This is a genomic window from Brevibacillus sp. HB1.2 (genome assembly GCF_013332495.1).
Lineage (GTDB): Bacteria > Bacillota > Bacilli > Brevibacillales > Brevibacillaceae > Brevibacillus > Brevibacillus porteri.
Genome location: NZ_JABMIU010000010.1, coordinates 115883 through 133984 on the forward strand (window position 1 = coordinate 115883; position 18102 = coordinate 133984).

Here is an 18102-nt window from a genome sequence, read left to right on the forward strand (position 1 = left end):
CAGTCTATTTTTATAGTGGCCTTGATCGTTATAATGGATTTAATCTCGAATAAAAAGAGTAATCAAGTAAAGCACAAATAAGATGCATCTAAACAGCCTTAGTCCGGTAGTAGTTCGGACTAAGGCTATTTCTGTAAATTTGCTCTGTTATTCATCCAGAAAAAAAGGCATCCCCGATTGGAGACACCCTTGATTTGTTTTCTATCTTACTTCTTAACCCTTGAACCAGTCGCGTACACCAGAATAAATAAGAGCTCCTGCGAATACGACCACAGCGGTGAGACCAACTCCATCTATTAGCGGGTCCAATCCATTAAGGAAGGAACCAGCTACCGGTGCTTTCAGCAATGCGTAGCCACCGAGGAGACCACCTACGTTGGAAATCCATTTGTTCATATTACGTCACCTCCCGTCGCAGCAGCCTGTAAGCGTTGCCACTGCGATACTTTACTTTATGTTAGAGGTTGACAAGCGGTCTGTACGGTAGTCCAAGGCATGTTCACCAAATTACAATTGGGCTTTAGCGGTTGTTCAAAAAATCAACTTTTGATCACGAAGTAATTCTGCATGCTTATTCGACATCGAAAGTGACGTTCACCTTCAAAGTCCGGTACTCATGTAGGATGCCTACACTCCGCTCCTTCTTCTTCAGGTTCTCGCCACTTTCTCGGTGCTGAAAAGTCGACTTTTTGAACTTGGATTTTTAAGTTAAAATAGAGAACAGACAAGTGTACAGGTTATGCGAAAAAAGGAGTGACGCACTCATGAAGCTGTTTTTGATGCTTGGCAGTATCAGTGGATTTCTTTCGGTTGCGTTAGGAGCATTCGGAGCACATGCACTGAAGGAAAAACTGGACGAGTATTCGCTGGGCATTTTCCATACGGGCGTGACCTATCAGACGACACATGCACTGGCTCTGGTGCTGGTTGCCCTGTTGCTCAAGTGGTACCCGGATTCTTCTGGCCTCGTTTGGGCGGGCTGGTGCTTTACAGCTGGTACGTTGATCTTCTCCGGCAGTCTCTACACGCTGGCGATGACCGGAATTAAGGTTCTCGGTGCGATTACGCCGATTGGCGGAGTTTTGTTCCTCGCTGGATGGGCGCTGCTTGCCATTCATGCTTGGAAAACCGTATCGTAGACAAAAATCTTGCAAAAGGTTGGGATTTTCATTCCCAGCCTTTTTTCTATCCGCCATGACTTCAGCGGAACTTTGCCTGCCAATAACGCCAGCTCCTGACACCCTCCATGGACGATTGCCATATGCTGTAGGGTTAGCAGTTACCCCACTCACAAGGAGAGGAAATCATGACGAAGCCCTCCTATACCCGCCCCTCGTACTTTTATGGTGGAATACCAGATGTCTACATGCAGATGGGGTATTATCCGTTTCCCACTCCTTCTGCTACGGAACAGCTGAGTCGGAGTGTTCACATTCCGTATGCGATGTCGATGGCGGATCAATGCAAATACTTCATGGGGCAATCGGAAAAAATGATCGTGAGCGATGGGGCTATCGGGATCGCTGCCTTGTCGAATCCCTTACGCTCCGGTGTTCATTTGTTTGTCCATCACTGGATGGTCACCAATCCATCCCCGCACCCGATAGAAGCACATTTTTTGTTTGGCAAAGGCTCCTCCCTCACTGGTGCAACTCACTCACGTCAAGTGACTTCTGGTTATATTCAACTCCCCGCTTGTCCCGCCGCTCAAGGGCAAGTTTTGCATGGCGCCGGTATGACGGATACCTTTTCTGATCACATTCAGACCGCCACGCGAATCATTCCGGCGTCCTCCACCGTTGAGGCGACCCCTGGCGGACAGTGGATTCTCGGACCAGGAATGGCGCTCATCGTTCGCGTTCCAAACACTGGTGAGAAGACAGCCTTTTACCTTTCCATAGACTGGTGGGAACAACCCGTATATGGGTAGCTCTCACTGGAACGCTTGACGGACAAGTCTAGCCACAACAAAAAAGGGAACCCCCAAAGGAGTTCCCTGTCATTTCAATTCGTATTTTTCCTACACCATGTTGAAAAGCCAATTTTCACGTGATACAATGAGAATTGGTCTGTTGGTCAATTGTTAATATGCATCTATTTTATCTCCAATATAATAGTACCACATTCACTTTCGATTGTCAAACCATCAGATCAAAAATGGGGAACGAAAAAGGAGCGGTACCATGAGCGTGACTGATCAAGATCGGCAAAACGAACAACAACGTGTTGAACGAGTCATCTCAGAGATAAAGAACCGAATAGATGACCTCAAAGAGCATGTGAATGTCGTGAGCGAGGATATCATCGGAATTCGCAAGCATTTTTGGGACGATGTGACAGTCAACTTCGAAGATGCCATCGAAGCTGTCGAGACTTACGCCAGTATCAAGCAGCAAGCGGAAGTCCTGTCCGAACGTGAACGCATCCATCGCCATGCCCAAAATCAGTTGCGTACGCTACAGCGATTGTTGCACTCTCCCTATTTTGGCAGGATTGATTTTCAAGAAGAGCTAGAATCGAAGCCAGAAGCCATCTATCTCGGCATTGCTTCCTTGCTGGATAAAAACGACGAGGAGTTTCTCGTCTACGACTGGCGCGCACCTATCTCCAGTCTGTATTACGACTATTCGCCGGGGCCAGCAGAGTACAATACCCCAAGTGGAATCGTAAATGGAGAGATTGCGTGTAAAAGACAATACATCATTCGCGACGGCAAATTGTTGCACCTGTTCGATACGGGCGTGACGATTGGCGACGAGCTGCTTCAGGAGGTACTCGGCAAACAGGCTGACTCGCAGATGAAAAGCATCGTGGCCACGATCCAACGGGATCAAAACCGCATCATCCGCAACGAACGCAGCCGACTCGTCATCGTCTCCGGAGCTGCCGGTAGCGGAAAAACGTCTGCGGCTTTGCAACGAATCGCTTATTTGTTATACCGTTATCGCAAGACATTGACCGCGGAGCAAATCGTTTTGTTTTCGCCCAACTCCTTGTTTAATAGCTACGTCTCGACCGTTCTTCCTGAGCTCGGCGAGGAAAATATGCAGCAAACGACTTTTCAGGAATATGCGGAGCATCGTCTCGGTGACAACTTACGCCTGGAAAACCCGCTTGAACAGATGGAGTATGTACTGACAGCAAGTGATCAGTCTGGATACGAGGCGCGTCTGGAAGGAATCCGTTTCAAATCAAGCGCCTTGTTTTTGCAAGCCATGGACGAATACGCGAATAACCTGAAGGAATCTGGTATCATGTTTCGCCCCGTTACATTTAGAAACCAGACACTAATCAGTGCTGCCCACATCCATGAGCTGTTTTATTCTCTCAGTACAAGTCTGCCGATCCCCAATCGGATGGTACTCGTTGCGAAATCACTGCTGACAGAGCTGAAAAAACTGGAACAGCGAGAACGATCAAAACCATGGGTCGAAGAGGAAATGGAGCTACTTGACCGAGACGCTTACGTAGCTGCCTATCAATCGCTGCGCCGCAAAAAGCAGTTTCGGGAGGATACGTTCGATGACTTCGAACGCGAGCAGGAGCTCTTAGCCAACTGGATCGTCAAAAAGCAGTTTCAGCCTCTGCGCGATTTTATCCGGGAACTTCAATTTATTGATACGCGCGCTATTTACCGTCAGCTGTTCTTGTCACCTGACTTGCTCGGGACGCTTGCGCCAAATACTCTCCACCACGATGTATTGAACAATTGGCCCGCCGTGTGCGAACAGACAGCAGAGCGTTTAGAGCAACAGTATTTGGCATGTGAAGACATCCCTCCTTATTTGTATTTGCAGGAACGATTGGAGGGCAAGCAGACGAACAATCTCGTCCGTCATGTATTTCTCGATGAAGCCCAGGACTACTCCGCCTTTCAGTTCGCTCTCATCAAGAGCTTGTTTCCCCGTGCCAAAATGACCGTGCTGGGAGACTGGAATCAGGCGATTTACGCTCATGCGTATCACCAGAATAGCTTTGAGGCTGTCACATCCCTGTTTGAGCCTGAAGAGACGGAGACCTTTGTCCTGACCAAAAGTTACCGCTCCACCTATCCCATCGTCTTGTTTACACGACAACTTTTGCGAAACGGAGATATGATTGAGCCTTTTATGCGCGACGGTCGCTTGCCAACTCTAACCAAAGTGACATCACCTGAAGCTCATACCGATCAAATCGAAACGCGCATACGTGAGCTCGCCGATCATGGTCATCAGACGATCGCTGTTATCACAAAAACGCTAGAGGAAGCCCAAGGCGTTCATGACGCTTTACAAGAAAGATTGCCGATTCGCTTGATCAAGCCCGCCACCCTTTCCTTCGAAAAAGGAATCTTGATTATTCCCGCTTACTTGGCAAAAGGGGTCGAGTTCGATGCGGTCATCCTTTATGATGCTTCCGCCGCATGCTATGGCGAAGAAAGCGAACGCAAGCTTTTTTACACGGCATGCACACGAGCCATGCACGAGCTGCATCTTTACTATTCGGGTGAAAAAAGTCCATTTTTAGAGAACGTTTCTCTTGAGCTTTACGAGCTGTTTGTTTAAAAAAGAGATCCAGCTGACCGCTTACTGGTTCAGCCGGATCTCTTTTTCACCTTTTTAGACCCACACAAATCGTGACAAGCAACAGGATCAAGTTGAGCTCATAACCGCCCACAAAGCCTTTCGCCCATTTCACCGTCACAATCGCCCCTGCCATGATCGCAGCTAATCCCCAGGCAGCATATCTCGCCCCGATTCCGATGATCAGCGCGAGACCGCCGATCAGTTCTACGATCATAACCAGATACGCCAGCCACCCCGGCAAGCCGAGATCACCAAACGTCGTCACAACAACAGCCATCCCTTTTTGCAGCTTGGCTATGCCATGAATGAAAAACAAGATTCCCGTCCCGATCCGTAATAAAACAAACGCTTTTTCGTAAGCCATCTTCTCTTATTCTCCCTCCCCTCCACCACTACCATATGCCCACTTGCGTACAATCAGTCTTGTGCTCTCCGGCGGGACAACAGCTCAAAGCTCTGATGCTTGCAACGAGGGCAGCCGCGTTTTTTCAATTGTTCAATCGTCACTATTTTTGCCTGTGCCCCTACCTGGATCGACCTTTTGCAACGCTTGCATTGATACTCACGTTTGGAAGGAGTCTCTTCGCCTGTGTATAGCGACTCCAGAAACGAATGCTTGATCGTCGGAGCCGTCTGCTCTGTAGTGGTGAGCACGATCATCTGCCCCTTATTGCCAATCATTTGCGCCGCTTCGTATTCATTGAAATGACTGAGCACCTCTCGTACGGTCAAGCCTGCCAGCACGAACTCCCGTTGCATATTCAGCGTGAAATCAGGCGATTTATGCGCAAAGGACAGGAAGATGGACAGTCCTTTTTGCTTTTGCAGCCCACTGATTCCGCGAGATAAAAACAAAGCCATTCCTTGCAGCGTGTAAGGTGGATCAGTAAAAAAGCAATCGTACCCACCCTGTAGCTTCTTCGGCAGCGGCTGCCGCAAATCAGCCTGATGGCAGGCTACGGTCAATGCTTTTTGCTTGGACACATCCGTAATGTACTGGAGAAAGCGTTCATCGATATCGACTACATCAATTTGCTCTGGTCGTTGTTGATTCCCTGGAAACAAACGCTTGAGCAAAAGCCCCAGCGAGATGCTGACTAAATCATCATCCCCTACGCATAATATTTTTTTGCCCACCAAGCTCTGATGCCGCAAGCATAAGATTGCCCTGCGCAAGCTCGTCTCGACTGTGCATTTGGACTGATCAATCTGTACATCGACTTGCGGACGCCCAGCAAAAATCGTCTCCATCTCCGTTTGCAAGTCAACCAGCTCGTTTTTCCAAGCTTCGTCGTCTTTCATCAGCTTCTCGTACAACTCTCGATCCAACCCACCATACCCTAGCTTTTGCTCAATGAACGCTTCCCCTTCTGCGGTGCATCTTACCCCGCTCCCCTGCTGTATGGCACCTGCCTTGATCAGCTCTTTTTTAATGGCAGTCGCCACAGGTACAGGCAAGAGTAGCTTTCTTGCCAGCTCTTTCGTAGGCAAACCCGGATGAAAATAACACGCAAGCAGAAACTGTTCGATCACTCGTTGACCTTCTTGTAAACGCACTTGTTTATAGGTGTCTTCGATATAATTTTTCATGTAGAGAACCTCTTTTCAAAAGGGATGGACCCATCGATGCATGCAAAAAGGCAGAGCATGAACATTCGTTCATCTCCGCCTTGAGGGCATACGTTCGCTACGTGCGCGTGGATAGTCACGCAAAAAAACCGTGCGTAAGAGCACGGTTCCCGTAGTCGAGCAAATGGGTAGATGGATGACCGTAAGTTCTTAACCAATCAAGGCCTCCTCTATTCCATAGCAAATAAGCTCACATAAAATGAGGTTTTTGCCAAAAAGAATGGGAGTACCCTATCCAATTGCTTAGTTAAGAACACACACCGACATCAAAACGACCCCTTTTGAAAAGATACTTTCCATTATACGGCACTCGCAATCAATCGGCAAGAAGCTACATGGCAGTCTCTACGATCGCATTTCTAGGCTGCTTCCGCTTTTCATGCAGCCTGCGTCCCAACCAATAAAAGATCAAGCTAACCAGCGCCAATACTGCCATGACCAAAAACATCACGGGGCCACCATATGCAGTGAGCACCATACCTCCTGCCCATGGTCCGAGGAAGCTACCCAGCATCGTTGCGCTTTGCGCCCCATAGTAAGTCCCTCTCATATTCGCGGGACTGATCTCGTCGATTTGCGCATACTCCGCAGGTACAATCAGGATTTCCCCTAATGTAAATATGATCATCGCCGTAATAAACCAAGCCCAGTCTGGCGAAAAAGCAAAGCCGATTTCTCCTATGGCCATCAGCACAGCGCCACCTGCTATCCGCGCAAACAAGGAATAACGCTCAACCAGCCTCGTCACTGGAATTTGTAAAAGCAAGACGGTAAATCCGTTAACGCTCATCAATGTTCCAAACAAGGCGACTCCCTCTGAAAAGTTTTCCCGCAAGTATTGGGAGAGCGTAACAGACATCTGACCGTACACCGTCACTAACAGGACTCCACCTGTGACAAAGGTAAGAAGAACGACATCCCTTCTGAGCACTTGCCAGATCTCAGCCAAACTAGCTCTCTCTACCTCTCCGTTCCCCCCGTCATCATCGGTGACCCCACATTTCCGACATGCCACTACTAAAATGATGGCAAAGCTCACCAAGGATACCGCAGTCAGAAAAAACGCCAAGTTGCTGCCGGAAATCCCCAGAAAAGCACCGAGCATAGGACCAATCGCAAAGCCAAGATTGTTCGCAAGATAACGATTCGAGAACACACGAAAACGCTTATGCTCGGGAGTCAAGTCTCCCATCAATGCTTTTGAAACCGTCGCAAATATCGAGGCCGACAATCCCATTATCATACTGATCAAAAGCAAACCGATCGGATACGCTACTGTAATGAATCCGATAATCGAGCACGCCATAGCCAGCAAGGAAAAAAACATCAACTTTTGTCTGCCAAATAAATCCGAGAGAATCCCGCCAGCAAATCCCCCGACTGTTCCAGCCAAGGGACCTGCACCGATAATAAGTCCAATATAGGCATGAGAGAGCTTCGTCGTTTCACCGAGATAGATGGCCAAAAACGGAATGCTCATGGATTGCGTGAGCTGAACGAAAACCGTCCCTGCCATCAATAAATGAACAATCGGGTGATACGCCTCCCACACTTGCCTCATTTTGCTCATACTGATTCAACCTACCCTCTCAACAGAATCATGCCATTTCCGTAAGCAAATTTACTCTGGTGTATGAAAAAAGGAACGAAGCAAGACGGGAAGACGCTCGACGAACGATTCGCGCAGACTGTAGTAGGAAATCGTCGTACTGCCTGTATAATGAGCTCGAATCAACCCCGCTCTGCGCAACGCCGTTACATGATGATGGACGGTGCTTTTTGCCAGTGATACTTGCTTTTGCAATTCCCCGAGAGTGCAAGTCTTTTTCGCTAGACAACGCAAGATTTGCAGACGTTTCTCATCCGCCAGGCACTGTGTGATGGGTAACAGCTCCAGGAGCGGCTGTGGTCTGGTCATTGCCGCATCTTTGACAGGATACATGCAAGTGGCAAGCCCTCGATAAAAGTCGAGCACAGAAGAATGGGCGCTATGATATTGCGGGATCAGTACAACCTCTCGCAAATCTGCCATCGGCTCAATCCAGATACCGTTCGTTACTTGATCGACCAAATCGATCGGAGGCTTTTCTTTGACGCGGGCCGTCAGCTCATCGGCACTCCTTTGCAAACTTTGTAAAATGCGTGGTTCCAGTTTCGAAAAATAATGTTCATTCCACCGGGTAAGCAGCGACAAGCTGTGATCACGGATTTCCCCCAGGTTCAGCGGGATTGTCTCCACCCATGGCGCGAGGCGCTCATAAATTTCACCGGGAGGGATGCTTTCTAGCCACCCAAGAAATTCTTCGACGGATTTGGTCTGAGGCGATTGCGCTACAAGCAGCACCAAACGGTGGAGTACCTCCCAACGTTCATCTGCGAGTTCATCTGCAAAAGAAGCCGGAAGCATTTGTTTTGTCTCCTCTTTCCAAGCCGTACCAAGCAAATAATGCTTGCGCTCCTTTTCGTAAATGTAAGTGTAGAGGCTAATGATACATTCATACGCAGGAGACCATTCTACTCTGATCGAATATAATCCATTCATTCTATCACCATCGAACGTTTAGTTTTTTTCAGTGTATCATTCTTGCAGGATTTTGCATAGCGCCATTTCGTTAGAATAACTTATAAAGGTCCTTATGAATGGGGTCAACATAGTGGAGGAGAAGAAAAAGCACAGTTCTCTTCGACTCTGACACGCCAGCAGGGGTGATTCACTGTCCGTCTCCACTTCCAAAAGGGGACCCGTCGAGCCAAAGCCACCCTATGGGCGGAAGTATCTCATGGAAGAAGTGTTCGACAAGCGTGGTCCCCTTTTGAAAGTTCCGACTAGGGAGGCGCTGTCAAGGTCTACGAGCCCTGTGCTTTTTCTTCTCACCAGCTTTGTTGGTTTATCGATACCTCTTACACCTTAGAAGATTATTTTTATCAGCATAAACTGATGGATGATCTTCATTTTTGTTTGCGCTAGGCATCCTCAAGGGGGAGCAGCAGAAAGTTTTACTGAAACCATGCAAGAAGCAGACGCTGAGGCACCTTGTTCAACGCAAAAAAAGTAAGCCCCCAGCTTCACCAAACTGACGGGGCTTACCTATACTAGCTTTCCTTATACAAACGGCGGGTCCCACGCTTTTTTTCGCCAGCCCAACCGATGATCAACAACATTCAAATCACGGTCCAAGACAACATCTACGCCAAATGGCAGCTTGCGGTTGTACCAAAAACGCACATCACTCCACGTGACTTCATAACCGTCGGCAATCTCCTTCCACGTGACGTGGATTCGTTGAGCAAATCCGAGAAAAGCACGAACTCCGTCCACACCGACAGTAGCCTGAATGATTGCATCACGCTGCTGCTTCGGATACACATCCTCCAGTATCACACGTGCATACTCGATTCTCCCTGTGTAAAACAGTTCCTCCGTCTCTACGACGAATCGCCAGTGAAAAGGATGTATGCTAGGGAAAACATGGGTTATGCCTCTTGTTTCCAATGCCCTTTCTACCCGTCTGACGTTACGGTGATGCTGCCAAGCCCGCACACCAATATACACGAACGTCATGCCATATGCTATCGGAAATAGCACACTGGGATCTCCGTTAAAAGCTATCCACCATATCGCCGCTGCTAGATGAACCGCGAACACCAGTGGCTCAAAAATCGCGAGTACATCCAAATGCACCCAGCGCTTGTTAATAGGGCGAATACACTGGACTCCATAGGCGTTTAGCATATCGAGAAAAACATGCAGCACAACAGCCAGCAGCGTCCAACCGTACAAAATCCCGAACTGCCCCATGAGACCAAAACCCCAGGCGAGAGCAAGACTGATGATGAGGGGCCACAGAAACAAGGCGGGAATCGAATGAGTAATTCCCCGATGAAAACGAATGTAAAAAGAAATACCGCGAAGTCTGGCCACAGTGTCGAAATCCGGGGCATGAGAGCCCACTACCGTTGCGACCATCAGCGCCTGAGCAAGTGCCGGATCATGTGCCACTGCCGGCGTGATATGAGCTAAGCCCGCCAGTGTGACACCCAACAAAAGATGACTGCCAGTGTCCATTACGATGCCTCCCTTTGCAAGTACTCCCTTCTCTTTTACTGTACGAAAAAATAGCGAGGATTCTATAAACCGCAGGTAAAGGTTATCCGAAGATTTCGTCTGCGATATTAACAATCTCTCAACGAAAAAGCAGCCTGTCAGAAAAGCGACAGACTGCTTGGAGCTTATTTATTCGTGATTTATGCTTCTTCTGTCAGGCGCAGGAATTCGTCGATGTCTGCCACAGCCAGATCAACAGCTTTTTGCCAGAACTCAACTGTCGTCATATCCTCACCGAGATGCTTCTTCGCCAAGTCCTCTACCATCAGGCGGCCCGTATCTTGGAGCAGTGCATCGTATTTCGGCGCAAAGCTCTCGCCTTCTTCAAGCGCACGCGCATAGACACTCATGCTGAACAAGTACCCGAATGTGTACGGGAAGTTGTAGAACGGATACGACGTGATATAGAAATGCAGTTTGGATGCCCAGAAGTGCGGCTCATAATCTGCCAAAGCTCCATTGTACGCTTGCTTTTGCGCCTCTTCCATGATTCGGTCGAGATCAGCCGCGCTAACGAGACCTTCTTTGCGCTTCTCGTAGAAGTTTTTCTCGAAAATAAAGCGAGCGTGGATGTTCATGAAAAACGCGATGATGGATTGCAGCTTATCTTCCAAGAGCACCAGTTTTTCATCTTCATTGGCTGCATTTTTCACAGCAGCGTCAGCGAGGATCATCTCTGCAAAGGTCGATGCTGTCTCCGCTACGTTCATCGCGTAATTTTGGTTAAGTGCTGGCAAATCCCACATGACTTGCTGATGATACGCATGCCCCAGCTCATGTGCCAGTGTGGATACATTGCTTGCGCTTCCCGCATACGTCATGAACACGCGGGACTGCTTGCTGACTGGGAAGCTCGTGCAGAATCCGCCTGGGCGCTTGCCAGGACGATCCTCTGCCTCGATCCAGCCCTCATCGAATGCCTTTTGCGCAAACTCAGCCATGCTCGGATTGAAGCGGTTGAAGTGCTCAACGATCAGGGCAGCTGCTTCATCGTAAGACACTTCTTTATGTACCTTACCGACTGGAGCTCCTACATCGTACCAGCTCAGTTTGTTTACACCGAGCAGCTTTGCCTTGCGCTCCAGGTAGGCAACCAGGCGATCCTTGCGATTGTCGATGGCCTGCCACATCGCGTCGAGTGTTTTTTCCTGCATCCGTCCAATATCCAGCGGTTCACGCAGGACGGAATCCCAGCCGCGATGACGGTACAGAGAGAGACGGAAACCACCCAAGTGATTCAGCGCCTGCGCGCACAACTCCGCTTCCTTGCCCCAAGCTTCTTTCCACTTTTCAAAAACATGGGCACGAACAGCACGATCAGGACTGCTCATCAGGTTAGAAGCTTGCCCGACGGACAGCTGCTTCGTCTCTCCATTGACCTCAACCTCAATGGTCATACGTCCCACGACGGTATTGTACAAATCTTGCCAAGCGTGATACCCGTCTACGGCTAAATCGTTTGCCAGCACTTCTTGTTCAGGGGACAGCTTTTCCTGTGCACGGCGGCGGCGCTCATTCAGCACAAAAGCAAGCGGTTGCAATTCTTCGTCTGCCAACAGCTTCTCCCATGCAGCCTCGTCGACAGCCAGCAGCTGTTCTTCCCAGCGCGTCAATACTGCACCAAACGCAGCCGAGATGCTCTTTACACGCCCACCCAGCAGTTTGGCTGGCTCATCCTTTACATTTTGAGCAGTCAGGCAGGAAATGAATGCACCTGCTTGTCTCACCCGCACGGCAATGCTTTGGACATGAGTGATAACTTCCTTGAAAGCCGCTGTTTCATGCAAACCTGCGCCAGATTGCTCTAACCGTGCCTTCAGGTTCGCAATATCCCCTTCCAACGTCCCTAAAAACGCCAGAAAATCCTCCGATTCACTACCACCAGGAAAAATCACATCCATATCCCAGCGTTGTGGAAATGCTTTTGTCATATGTACTCCTCCTCCAAAAACTCCTTCGATAAAAATATTTCTATAATAAGGTAGCTATTCCTTCCCCATTTATTCATATCAACGTAAAAAGCGACTGCCATGTATGCAGTCGCCAGCTTTTCACATCGATTGAACAGGGATCGAAAACGTCTCCCCTTGTTTTTCAACAACGATCCTGTCCCTCTCGTCCCCCGCTGCTGCCAACAGACGCTCGAACGGCTCATCAACTGGCTCACGCGAGAGCACAAACGTGTTCCAATGAATAGGCACCAGCCACTTGGCTTGGGTCTCCTTGAACATTTGCCATGCTTGCTCTGGCGTACAATGTGCTGCTTGATACGCGTCTGGCTTGTAGGCGCCAATCGGCATGAACACCAGATCGATCGGCCCGAATTGCTTCGGCAAATTTTCCATGGAGATATAAGCGGTATCCCCTGGATAGAGGATGCGCACGCCATTTTTCTCAATCATATAGCCGTTGTAGCCATACTCATGATTCCATGGAAAGCGGTTGCCCCAATGGCGAACAGGAATCGCAGTAACCGTCATTCCTTCTTTGGTTGTAATCGCTTCTCCCGGCTGCATTTCCTCATACGATCCAAACGGCATATGCTTAAACAGCTTGCTCGTCTGGTGCGCCGTAATGACATGTGTGGAGCGATTCGCTATTTTCTGCAAGGTAGGCAGATCGACATGATCCAAATGGGCATGCGATAGCAAGATGATATCTACCTCGCCAATTTCAGCAAAGTCGAGGGCAGGAGGTGTGAAGCGTTTGGGACCAAAATGGACACCTGCAAGCTTAATCCCCAGCTTCTCGCCCAAAACCGGATCCGTCAGTATTTTCGTACCAAACATATTCAACAGAATCGTCGAGTGACCGATCCATGTAAATGTAACCTCATCATGACTCCAGTCGGCAGGCATTGGCTTTTTTGTATCCAGATGACCAAACTCCGGCTTCGGAAGCTGCCCCATATGGTACCAGTAGCGGTAAGCCACATAGCCAATCAATCCGATAAGGAGTCCCCCCACTATGAAGCCTACCCATGTAACAAAGTTGAGCATCAGACAACTCCCTTTATCTAGCTGTGATTTCCCCATTATAGCAAAAGGCATCCTTGCTGTAGCAAGCCTAAAAAAGCGGCAAACTGCTTTTTACGCTTGCTTACTTCCTCCTGCCGGGCTTGCTATAATTGCTAGAGAAAAACGTAGAGAATCGAGGAGAAACCCATGATCCTGCACAAGGGAGAAGTCCTGTTTCGACAAGGAGAATCTGGACCGCTCTATCATTTGAAGAGCGGTCTGTTAAAAATCGTTCGGGTACATGCAGACGGAGCATTGACGCTGGTCAACATCATCGTTCCGGATGAGATCATCCCGCATCATTCATTGATGAGCCCGAATCCCTATTACGGGACAGCAATCGCTCTCGTGACCTGCGAGGTCGAAGTATTGTCTGCCCCGGATTGGTATCGCCATCTGGATGACAATCCTGAAAAGTGTCGTGATATCGCGCTACAGCTGCAAGGGAAGCTGCGGATGATGCAGCAGCGTATCGACCAACTAACCGAAGTCTCTCCTGCTGAAAAGCTGCGCAAGCTCCAGCTTTGGTTTCAGACATTCATTCCTGTCGCCTCGCTTTCAGACTTGCTGACTCAGGATGAAATCGGTCAGCTCATCGGGCTTCGCCGCGAGACGGTAAATCGGCTGCTGCGCGCTCAAGCTGCGAATCGCGAGTAAGCTTGCGCTTTTTTTCGTGAGAGACTCTTTATGCCAAGGTCGCTGCCGGACCAAAAAACTCAAAATGAATATCGTCAGCTGGCACTCCCCATTCCACCAGAGCACCGTTGATTGTCTTCATGAATGGAATTGGACCACAGAAATAGTAGCTTGCCTCTTTTGTATCGATGACCTTTTGCAGCCACGGCAAGTCGATATATCCTTCTTTTTGATATGCACCGTTCACTCGATCTTGCTCGGTCGGCTGTGTATAGCACCAGTGAACAGAGAGCTGCGGATGTTTTGCGGCCAGCTCCTCTACTGCCGGCTTCATGGCATGCACATTTCCGTTTTTGACTGCGTGAATGAAGGTGATCGGACGGTCTGTTCCTGATTTGATCAGTGTGTTTAGCATGCTGATCATGGGGGTCAATCCTACACCACCACTGAGCAACACAACCGGACGGCTGTCCTCTTGCTGTAAGGTAAAATCTCCAGCAGGAGCAGACAGCTGCAGGCTATCTCCTTCCTTCACTTCCTCGGACAAATAAACGGATACTTTTCCTGCTGGCTTATCTTGCATCGCGTCCTCGCGTTTGACAGAAATGCGGTAGTACGCATTCCCTGGCGCATCTGAGAGACTGTACTGGCGAATGTGCGTAAATTGCTCGCCCGGTAATTCTACCTTGACGCTGACATACTGCCCTGGCTCATAGCTGGAAATCGATTGGCCATCCGCCGGAACCAGATAAAAGGAAGTGATCACGTCGCTTTCCTTCACCTTGCGCTGGACGATAAACTCTCTGAAATCTACCCATCCTCCAGGCTGCCCGCTCGCCTCTTCATACATTTCGTGTTCTACACCAATAAAAGCATCTGCAATGACGCCATACGCTTCCGCCCATGCTTGTAAAATCTCGTCCGTAGCGGCTTCCCCAAGTACGTCTTTGATCGCAGCAAGCAGGTTTTCCCCGACGATTGGGTAGTGTTCAGCCTTCACTCCCAGGCTGCGGTGCTTGTGTCCAATCTGCTTCACTACAGGCAAAATCGTTTCCAGCTTATCAATATACAAAGCCGCAGCATACACCGCATTTGCCAGAGCTGTTTGCTGTCTTCCCTGCTTTTGATTGGCGTGGTTGAAAATATTGAGAAGCTCAGGGTGCTTAGCAAACATCATTTGATAAAAGCGTTTTGTAATGGCAGTTCCGTGTACCTCTAGCACAGGAACGGTTGATTTTATGATTTCAATGGTTTTTGGGCTTAACATCGTAGAACCTCCTTGAAGTGCTTCGTTCTTTCTATATTTCAAGTGTACGGGAGGTTCAGAAATACACATGTGATTCTGGTCACAGGAAATAGAAACGATTTGTGACAACTGCAAAAGACCATAAGAAAAAGTCGTCCCCCAACTCTCTTGTTGCAAAAGAAACGATTGCCATGATAGCATATCAGCCAAATCTATCATTCCAACAAAAACACTGAAGGTGAATGAATGCTAACAGTAAACCGAGATGACGAGCGTCCAATCTGGCAGCAACTGCTGGACCAAGCGATCCATAATATTACCACTGGAAAATGGCAGCCAGGTGAATTGCTGCTCCCCTCCCGCGAACTCGCTTCTTTAATTGGCGTTTCCCGTTCCACCATACAGATTGTTTATGAGGAATTATTCAGCCGCGGATACACGGTAACCTCACGTCGCGGCGGGACTAGAGTGAGCGAATGGACGTATGCAACGCGTCCTTCAGAGGATGTTGCAACTGAAGGACCTGTCCCACCCGAATTGCCTTTATTAAACGCTACAATCGGTCATTTGCACGGTTGGTTCGGGGATAAAGATAGTCGAAAGGTTGAGATCGATTTCAGTCCCCATGAGCCATATTTGGACGAACATTTTCAAAAGAATTGGAGACGTTCGTTTTTACAAGCTTCCACAGAAACGAATCTGGACAGTTGGGCTTATGGCAATGCCTATGGATACCAACCGCTACGTGAACAGATCCAACGATATTTGTCACTTGAACGGGGCGTTCATGTGACTATCGATCAAATCATGTTAACCTCAGGCGCACAACATAGCATTGATTTGATCGCCCAAGCCCTTTTACAAGAAGGAGATACCGTTTCTGTTGAAGATCCTGGCTTCCCTGCTGCCTGGATGGCAATGAAGTATCGGCGTATGCAAGTTGTCTCCGTTCCAGTTGACGAGTACGGGTTATGCGTAGACCATATTCATCCGGGATCCAAGCTTGTCTATGTTACGCCATCGCACCAGTGTGCGGTTGGAGTCATTATGTCGGAACCTCGCAGGCAGCAATTGTTACACATGGCTGCCGAGCAGCAGTTTTGGATTGTTGAGGATGATTACGACAGCGAATTTCGCTATCGCGGCGACCCACTTCCAACCTTGTTCAGTCAGCGACCTCAGAACACGCTGTATATGATGAGTTTTTCCAAAATGATTGCTCCTGGTATTCGAATATCGGCAATCATTGGTCCCAAAGAAGCCATTCGTCAGCTCGTCCAAGTCCATGAATTAACCTATCGTCATCTTCCGATTATGGAACAATTAACGCTTACTCATTTTATTGAGCATGGTCATTTCATGCGCCATATGAGACGAGTTCGAAATGTATATCGGCGCAGACATGAAGCCATGACAAAGGCCATCATCACGACAGGTCTCGGCGAACATTTCACTCTAAGCGGCGTAGAAACGGGGTTGCATATCCTTCTTGAAGCTGATAAATCGTTTGTCGAAGAAGCCGAGACGAACCTAGCACTCGAAAAAGGAATCCGTGTTTATCCACTTAGCAAGTATTGTTTGAAAAGCGATCGAAAAGGATGGGTGCTGGGTTTTGCTAAAGTAGATGAATCAACCATTGAAGAAGGCATTTTTCGTCTTGCGGAGATTACACGGCGTTCATCATGCAAAATGCTGCCGCATCAATAACGGCAGCATTTCTGTTTTCACAAAAGCATTTACACAGTTTTACCCGGTTTGAACATTTTCTCTTCTTCCATTGGATTTTCTTTCGCTGTGATATGATCTGGATCTATTCGATACACCTGAACCGGACCACCGAATACTGCTGAACGGTATTTGTCTACGTGCTGCTTGGGTAAAGGCCGATTGAAGTAGCCAGGTACATACTTATTCATCATTTCTTGCAACATGTGAGTAGCTTCATCCAGATCGACTATAGGCTGTGCCTTGCCAAAAATCATTACACTCATATACGCTGTGTCCGTCTTAGCTGGCACCGGATCAGTAATCGTTCCATATTCTTCACAAACCGTAAAACAGACCTCTGGATTCGCATCCATAACCTGATTTCTTCTCCCGCCGGTGGCTCCATGGAAATATAGCTTCCCGTTTGTCCAAACAAAATTGAGCGGAACAACATACGGCAAATGACCATCGACCATTCCAAGATGTCCGATTCTAGCTTGCTGCAAAAATGCCTCAATCTTGCTCTCATCCAATACTTCTCTAATTTTGTAACGCACTCCATTCATTGTTATCACTCCTATTATTTTGAAACATGCTGCAAGTTTATCAGCCATTGGAGTGAATATATACGTCCAAAACTACCAGATTGAAGCAATCCATTTACTTAGTATGATTGATTAAATGAGCAATTTCTTTCACTCTATCCATTGTAATTCCTTCTCTTTGTTCAACTGCAAGTCGATGACTCGTTTGTTCTACTTCTATTAATGGAACCGCACCAACTTCTTGTGTATGTACCAATGTCTTTAATGATAGTGTCGTTTCGGGATAGATGGAAAGTTCAGTCGATAACCAACCAAAATAAGGCTCTTCATTTTCTCTTCCTTCTACGTGCAGCAGTTCATTTGATTTCAAAAAGTTTTCTTCACTAAGAGAAACCCAAACACTCCATATAAACTTCTCATTTGTATCCAATATTGGTATTTCAATGTGTCCTCTAATAAAGAAATGCTGTTCATCAATTACACAAAAATCTTTTATTAATTCTGTTCTTTTCTCTTCTGGTACCATGTAAAAATAATGTGGTGCTTCCATTCCATAACAGAAAGGAAGTTCATTTAATTCTTCGTTACAGTGAGGGCATTTCATGTTCTTTGCTCCTTATCATTTCTCGCCGATTTTTTATTTACATTACCA

16 protein-coding genes are annotated in these 18102 nt (G+C 48.0%); 5 read left to right on the forward strand and 11 right to left on the reverse strand.

The genetic code is table 11. The features are described 5' to 3' along the window. Positions 1 to 213 precede the first annotated feature (213 nt). Positions 214 to 396: a hypothetical protein gene (locus HPY28_RS21035; protein WP_069846451.1), complete on the reverse strand. Its 183-nt coding sequence runs from the start codon at positions 394 to 396 to the stop codon at positions 214 to 216. Between the two features lie 368 nt (positions 397 to 764). Here HPY28_RS21035 and HPY28_RS21040 point away from each other — a divergent pair, with 368 nt between their 5' ends. The 3 genes from HPY28_RS21040 to helD all read left to right on the forward strand — a co-directional run bounded on the left by HPY28_RS21040 (position 765) and on the right by helD (position 4544). Beyond that, positions 765 to 1139: a DUF423 domain-containing protein gene (locus HPY28_RS21040; RefSeq protein WP_012684886.1), complete on the forward strand. Its 375-nt coding sequence runs from the start codon at positions 765 to 767 to the stop codon at positions 1137 to 1139. Positions 1140 to 1306: 167 nt separating this feature from the next. Continuing rightward, on the forward strand, positions 1307 to 1930 hold the full coding sequence (locus tag HPY28_RS21045) for a DUF6143 family protein (RefSeq protein WP_174231326.1): 624 nt from the start codon (positions 1307 to 1309) through the stop codon (positions 1928 to 1930). Positions 1931 to 2183: 253 nt separating this feature from the next. After that, positions 2184 to 4544, forward strand: a complete 2361-nt coding sequence (gene helD, locus HPY28_RS21050) for an RNA polymerase recycling motor HelD (protein ID WP_174231327.1) — start codon at positions 2184 to 2186, stop codon at positions 4542 to 4544. Between the two features lie 46 nt (positions 4545 to 4590). On the opposite strand, the gene HPY28_RS21055 is transcribed toward helD, so the two are convergent. From HPY28_RS21055 to HPY28_RS21085, 7 genes are all read right to left on the reverse strand, one after another. Further along, positions 4591 to 4929 carry a DoxX family protein gene (locus tag HPY28_RS21055; protein ID WP_017252007.1) on the reverse strand — a complete coding sequence of 113 codons (339 nt, stop codon included), beginning with the start codon at positions 4927 to 4929 and terminating at the stop codon, positions 4591 to 4593. Positions 4930 to 4982: 53 nt separating this feature from the next. Continuing rightward, positions 4983 to 6155, reverse strand: a complete 1173-nt coding sequence (locus HPY28_RS21060; protein ID WP_174231328.1) for a bis-aminopropyl spermidine synthase family protein — start codon at positions 6153 to 6155, stop codon at positions 4983 to 4985. A gap of 370 nt (positions 6156 to 6525) precedes the next feature. Continuing rightward, positions 6526 to 7764, reverse strand: coding sequence for an MDR family MFS transporter (locus HPY28_RS21065; RefSeq protein ID WP_174231329.1), 1239 nt, complete (start codon positions 7762 to 7764; stop codon positions 6526 to 6528). A gap of 51 nt (positions 7765 to 7815) precedes the next feature. Next, positions 7816 to 8736 carry an ArsR/SmtB family transcription factor gene (locus HPY28_RS21070; RefSeq protein ID WP_174231330.1) on the reverse strand — a complete coding sequence of 307 codons (921 nt, stop codon included), beginning with the start codon at positions 8734 to 8736 and terminating at the stop codon, positions 7816 to 7818. 561 nt (positions 8737 to 9297) lie between these two features. Then, on the reverse strand, positions 9298 to 10260 hold the full coding sequence (locus tag HPY28_RS21075; protein WP_017252003.1) for a metal-dependent hydrolase: 963 nt from the start codon (positions 10258 to 10260) through the stop codon (positions 9298 to 9300). Positions 10261 to 10439: 179 nt separating this feature from the next. Then, positions 10440 to 12230 (reverse strand): M3 family oligoendopeptidase, encoded by a 1791-nt coding sequence (locus HPY28_RS21080; protein ID WP_173623214.1) that lies wholly within the window; start codon positions 12228 to 12230, stop codon positions 10440 to 10442. Positions 12231 to 12350: 120 nt separating this feature from the next. Further along, entirely contained in the window at positions 12351 to 13298 is a 948-nt protein-coding gene (locus HPY28_RS21085) for an MBL fold metallo-hydrolase (protein WP_174231331.1), read from the reverse strand. A 165-nt stretch (positions 13299 to 13463) separates the two neighbouring features. Here HPY28_RS21085 and HPY28_RS21090 point away from each other — a divergent pair, with 165 nt between their 5' ends. Continuing rightward, positions 13464 to 13973: a Crp/Fnr family transcriptional regulator gene (locus HPY28_RS21090; protein ID WP_017251999.1), complete on the forward strand. Its 510-nt coding sequence runs from the start codon at positions 13464 to 13466 to the stop codon at positions 13971 to 13973. Positions 13974 to 14001: 28 nt separating this feature from the next. Here HPY28_RS21090 and hmpA read toward each other — a convergent pair whose 3' ends face one another. Then, positions 14002 to 15219: an NO-inducible flavohemoprotein gene (gene hmpA / locus HPY28_RS21095; protein ID WP_174231332.1), complete on the reverse strand. Its 1218-nt coding sequence runs from the start codon at positions 15217 to 15219 to the stop codon at positions 14002 to 14004. Between the two features lie 225 nt (positions 15220 to 15444). Between hmpA and pdxR the strand changes: the two genes are divergently transcribed. Then, a complete protein-coding gene (gene pdxR, locus HPY28_RS21100; protein WP_017251997.1) occupies positions 15445 to 16905 on the forward strand; it encodes a MocR-like pyridoxine biosynthesis transcription factor PdxR in 1461 nt (486 codons plus the stop codon). Positions 16906 to 16934: 29 nt separating this feature from the next. Here the strand turns inward: pdxR and HPY28_RS21105 are convergent, their stop codons facing one another. Beyond that, the gene (locus tag HPY28_RS21105) at positions 16935 to 17471 is read right to left on the reverse strand and encodes a pyridoxamine 5'-phosphate oxidase family protein (RefSeq protein ID WP_017251996.1); all 537 of its coding nucleotides are present in this window, start codon (positions 17469 to 17471) and stop codon (positions 16935 to 16937) included. 94 nt (positions 17472 to 17565) lie between these two features. After that, positions 17566 to 18054 carry a DUF2199 domain-containing protein gene (locus HPY28_RS21110; protein ID WP_017251995.1) on the reverse strand — a complete coding sequence of 163 codons (489 nt, stop codon included), beginning with the start codon at positions 18052 to 18054 and terminating at the stop codon, positions 17566 to 17568. Positions 18055 to 18102: the final 48 nt, after the last annotated feature.

Coding starts and splice junctions, on each gene's coding strand:
- HPY28_RS21035 (WP_069846451.1), bottom strand. CDS start 396: ATGAACAAATGGATTTCCAACGTAGGTGGTCTCCTCGGTGGCTACGCA.
- HPY28_RS21040 (WP_012684886.1), top strand. CDS start 765: ATGAAGCTGTTTTTGATGCTTGGCAGTATCAGTGGATTTCTTTCGGTT.
- HPY28_RS21045 (WP_174231326.1), top strand. CDS start 1,307: ATGACGAAGCCCTCCTATACCCGCCCCTCGTACTTTTATGGTGGAATA.
- helD (WP_174231327.1), top strand. CDS start 2,184: ATGAGCGTGACTGATCAAGATCGGCAAAACGAACAACAACGTGTTGAA.
- HPY28_RS21055 (WP_017252007.1), bottom strand. CDS start 4,929: ATGGCTTACGAAAAAGCGTTTGTTTTATTACGGATCGGGACGGGAATC.
- HPY28_RS21060 (WP_174231328.1), bottom strand. CDS start 6,155: ATGAAAAATTATATCGAAGACACCTATAAACAAGTGCGTTTACAAGAA.
- HPY28_RS21065 (WP_174231329.1), bottom strand. CDS start 7,764: ATGAGCAAAATGAGGCAAGTGTGGGAGGCGTATCACCCGATTGTTCAT.
- HPY28_RS21070 (WP_174231330.1), bottom strand. CDS start 8,736: ATGAATGGATTATATTCGATCAGAGTAGAATGGTCTCCTGCGTATGAA.
- HPY28_RS21075 (WP_017252003.1), bottom strand. CDS start 10,260: ATGGACACTGGCAGTCATCTTTTGTTGGGTGTCACACTGGCGGGCTTA.
- HPY28_RS21080 (WP_173623214.1), bottom strand. CDS start 12,230: ATGACAAAAGCATTTCCACAACGCTGGGATATGGATGTGATTTTTCCT.
- HPY28_RS21085 (WP_174231331.1), bottom strand. CDS start 13,298: ATGCTCAACTTTGTTACATGGGTAGGCTTCATAGTGGGGGGACTCCTT.
- HPY28_RS21090 (WP_017251999.1), top strand. CDS start 13,464: ATGATCCTGCACAAGGGAGAAGTCCTGTTTCGACAAGGAGAATCTGGA.
- hmpA (WP_174231332.1), bottom strand. CDS start 15,219: ATGTTAAGCCCAAAAACCATTGAAATCATAAAATCAACCGTTCCTGTG.
- pdxR (WP_017251997.1), top strand. CDS start 15,445: ATGCTAACAGTAAACCGAGATGACGAGCGTCCAATCTGGCAGCAACTG.
- HPY28_RS21105 (WP_017251996.1), bottom strand. CDS start 17,471: ATGAATGGAGTGCGTTACAAAATTAGAGAAGTATTGGATGAGAGCAAG.
- HPY28_RS21110 (WP_017251995.1), bottom strand. CDS start 18,054: ATGAAATGCCCTCACTGTAACGAAGAATTAAATGAACTTCCTTTCTGT.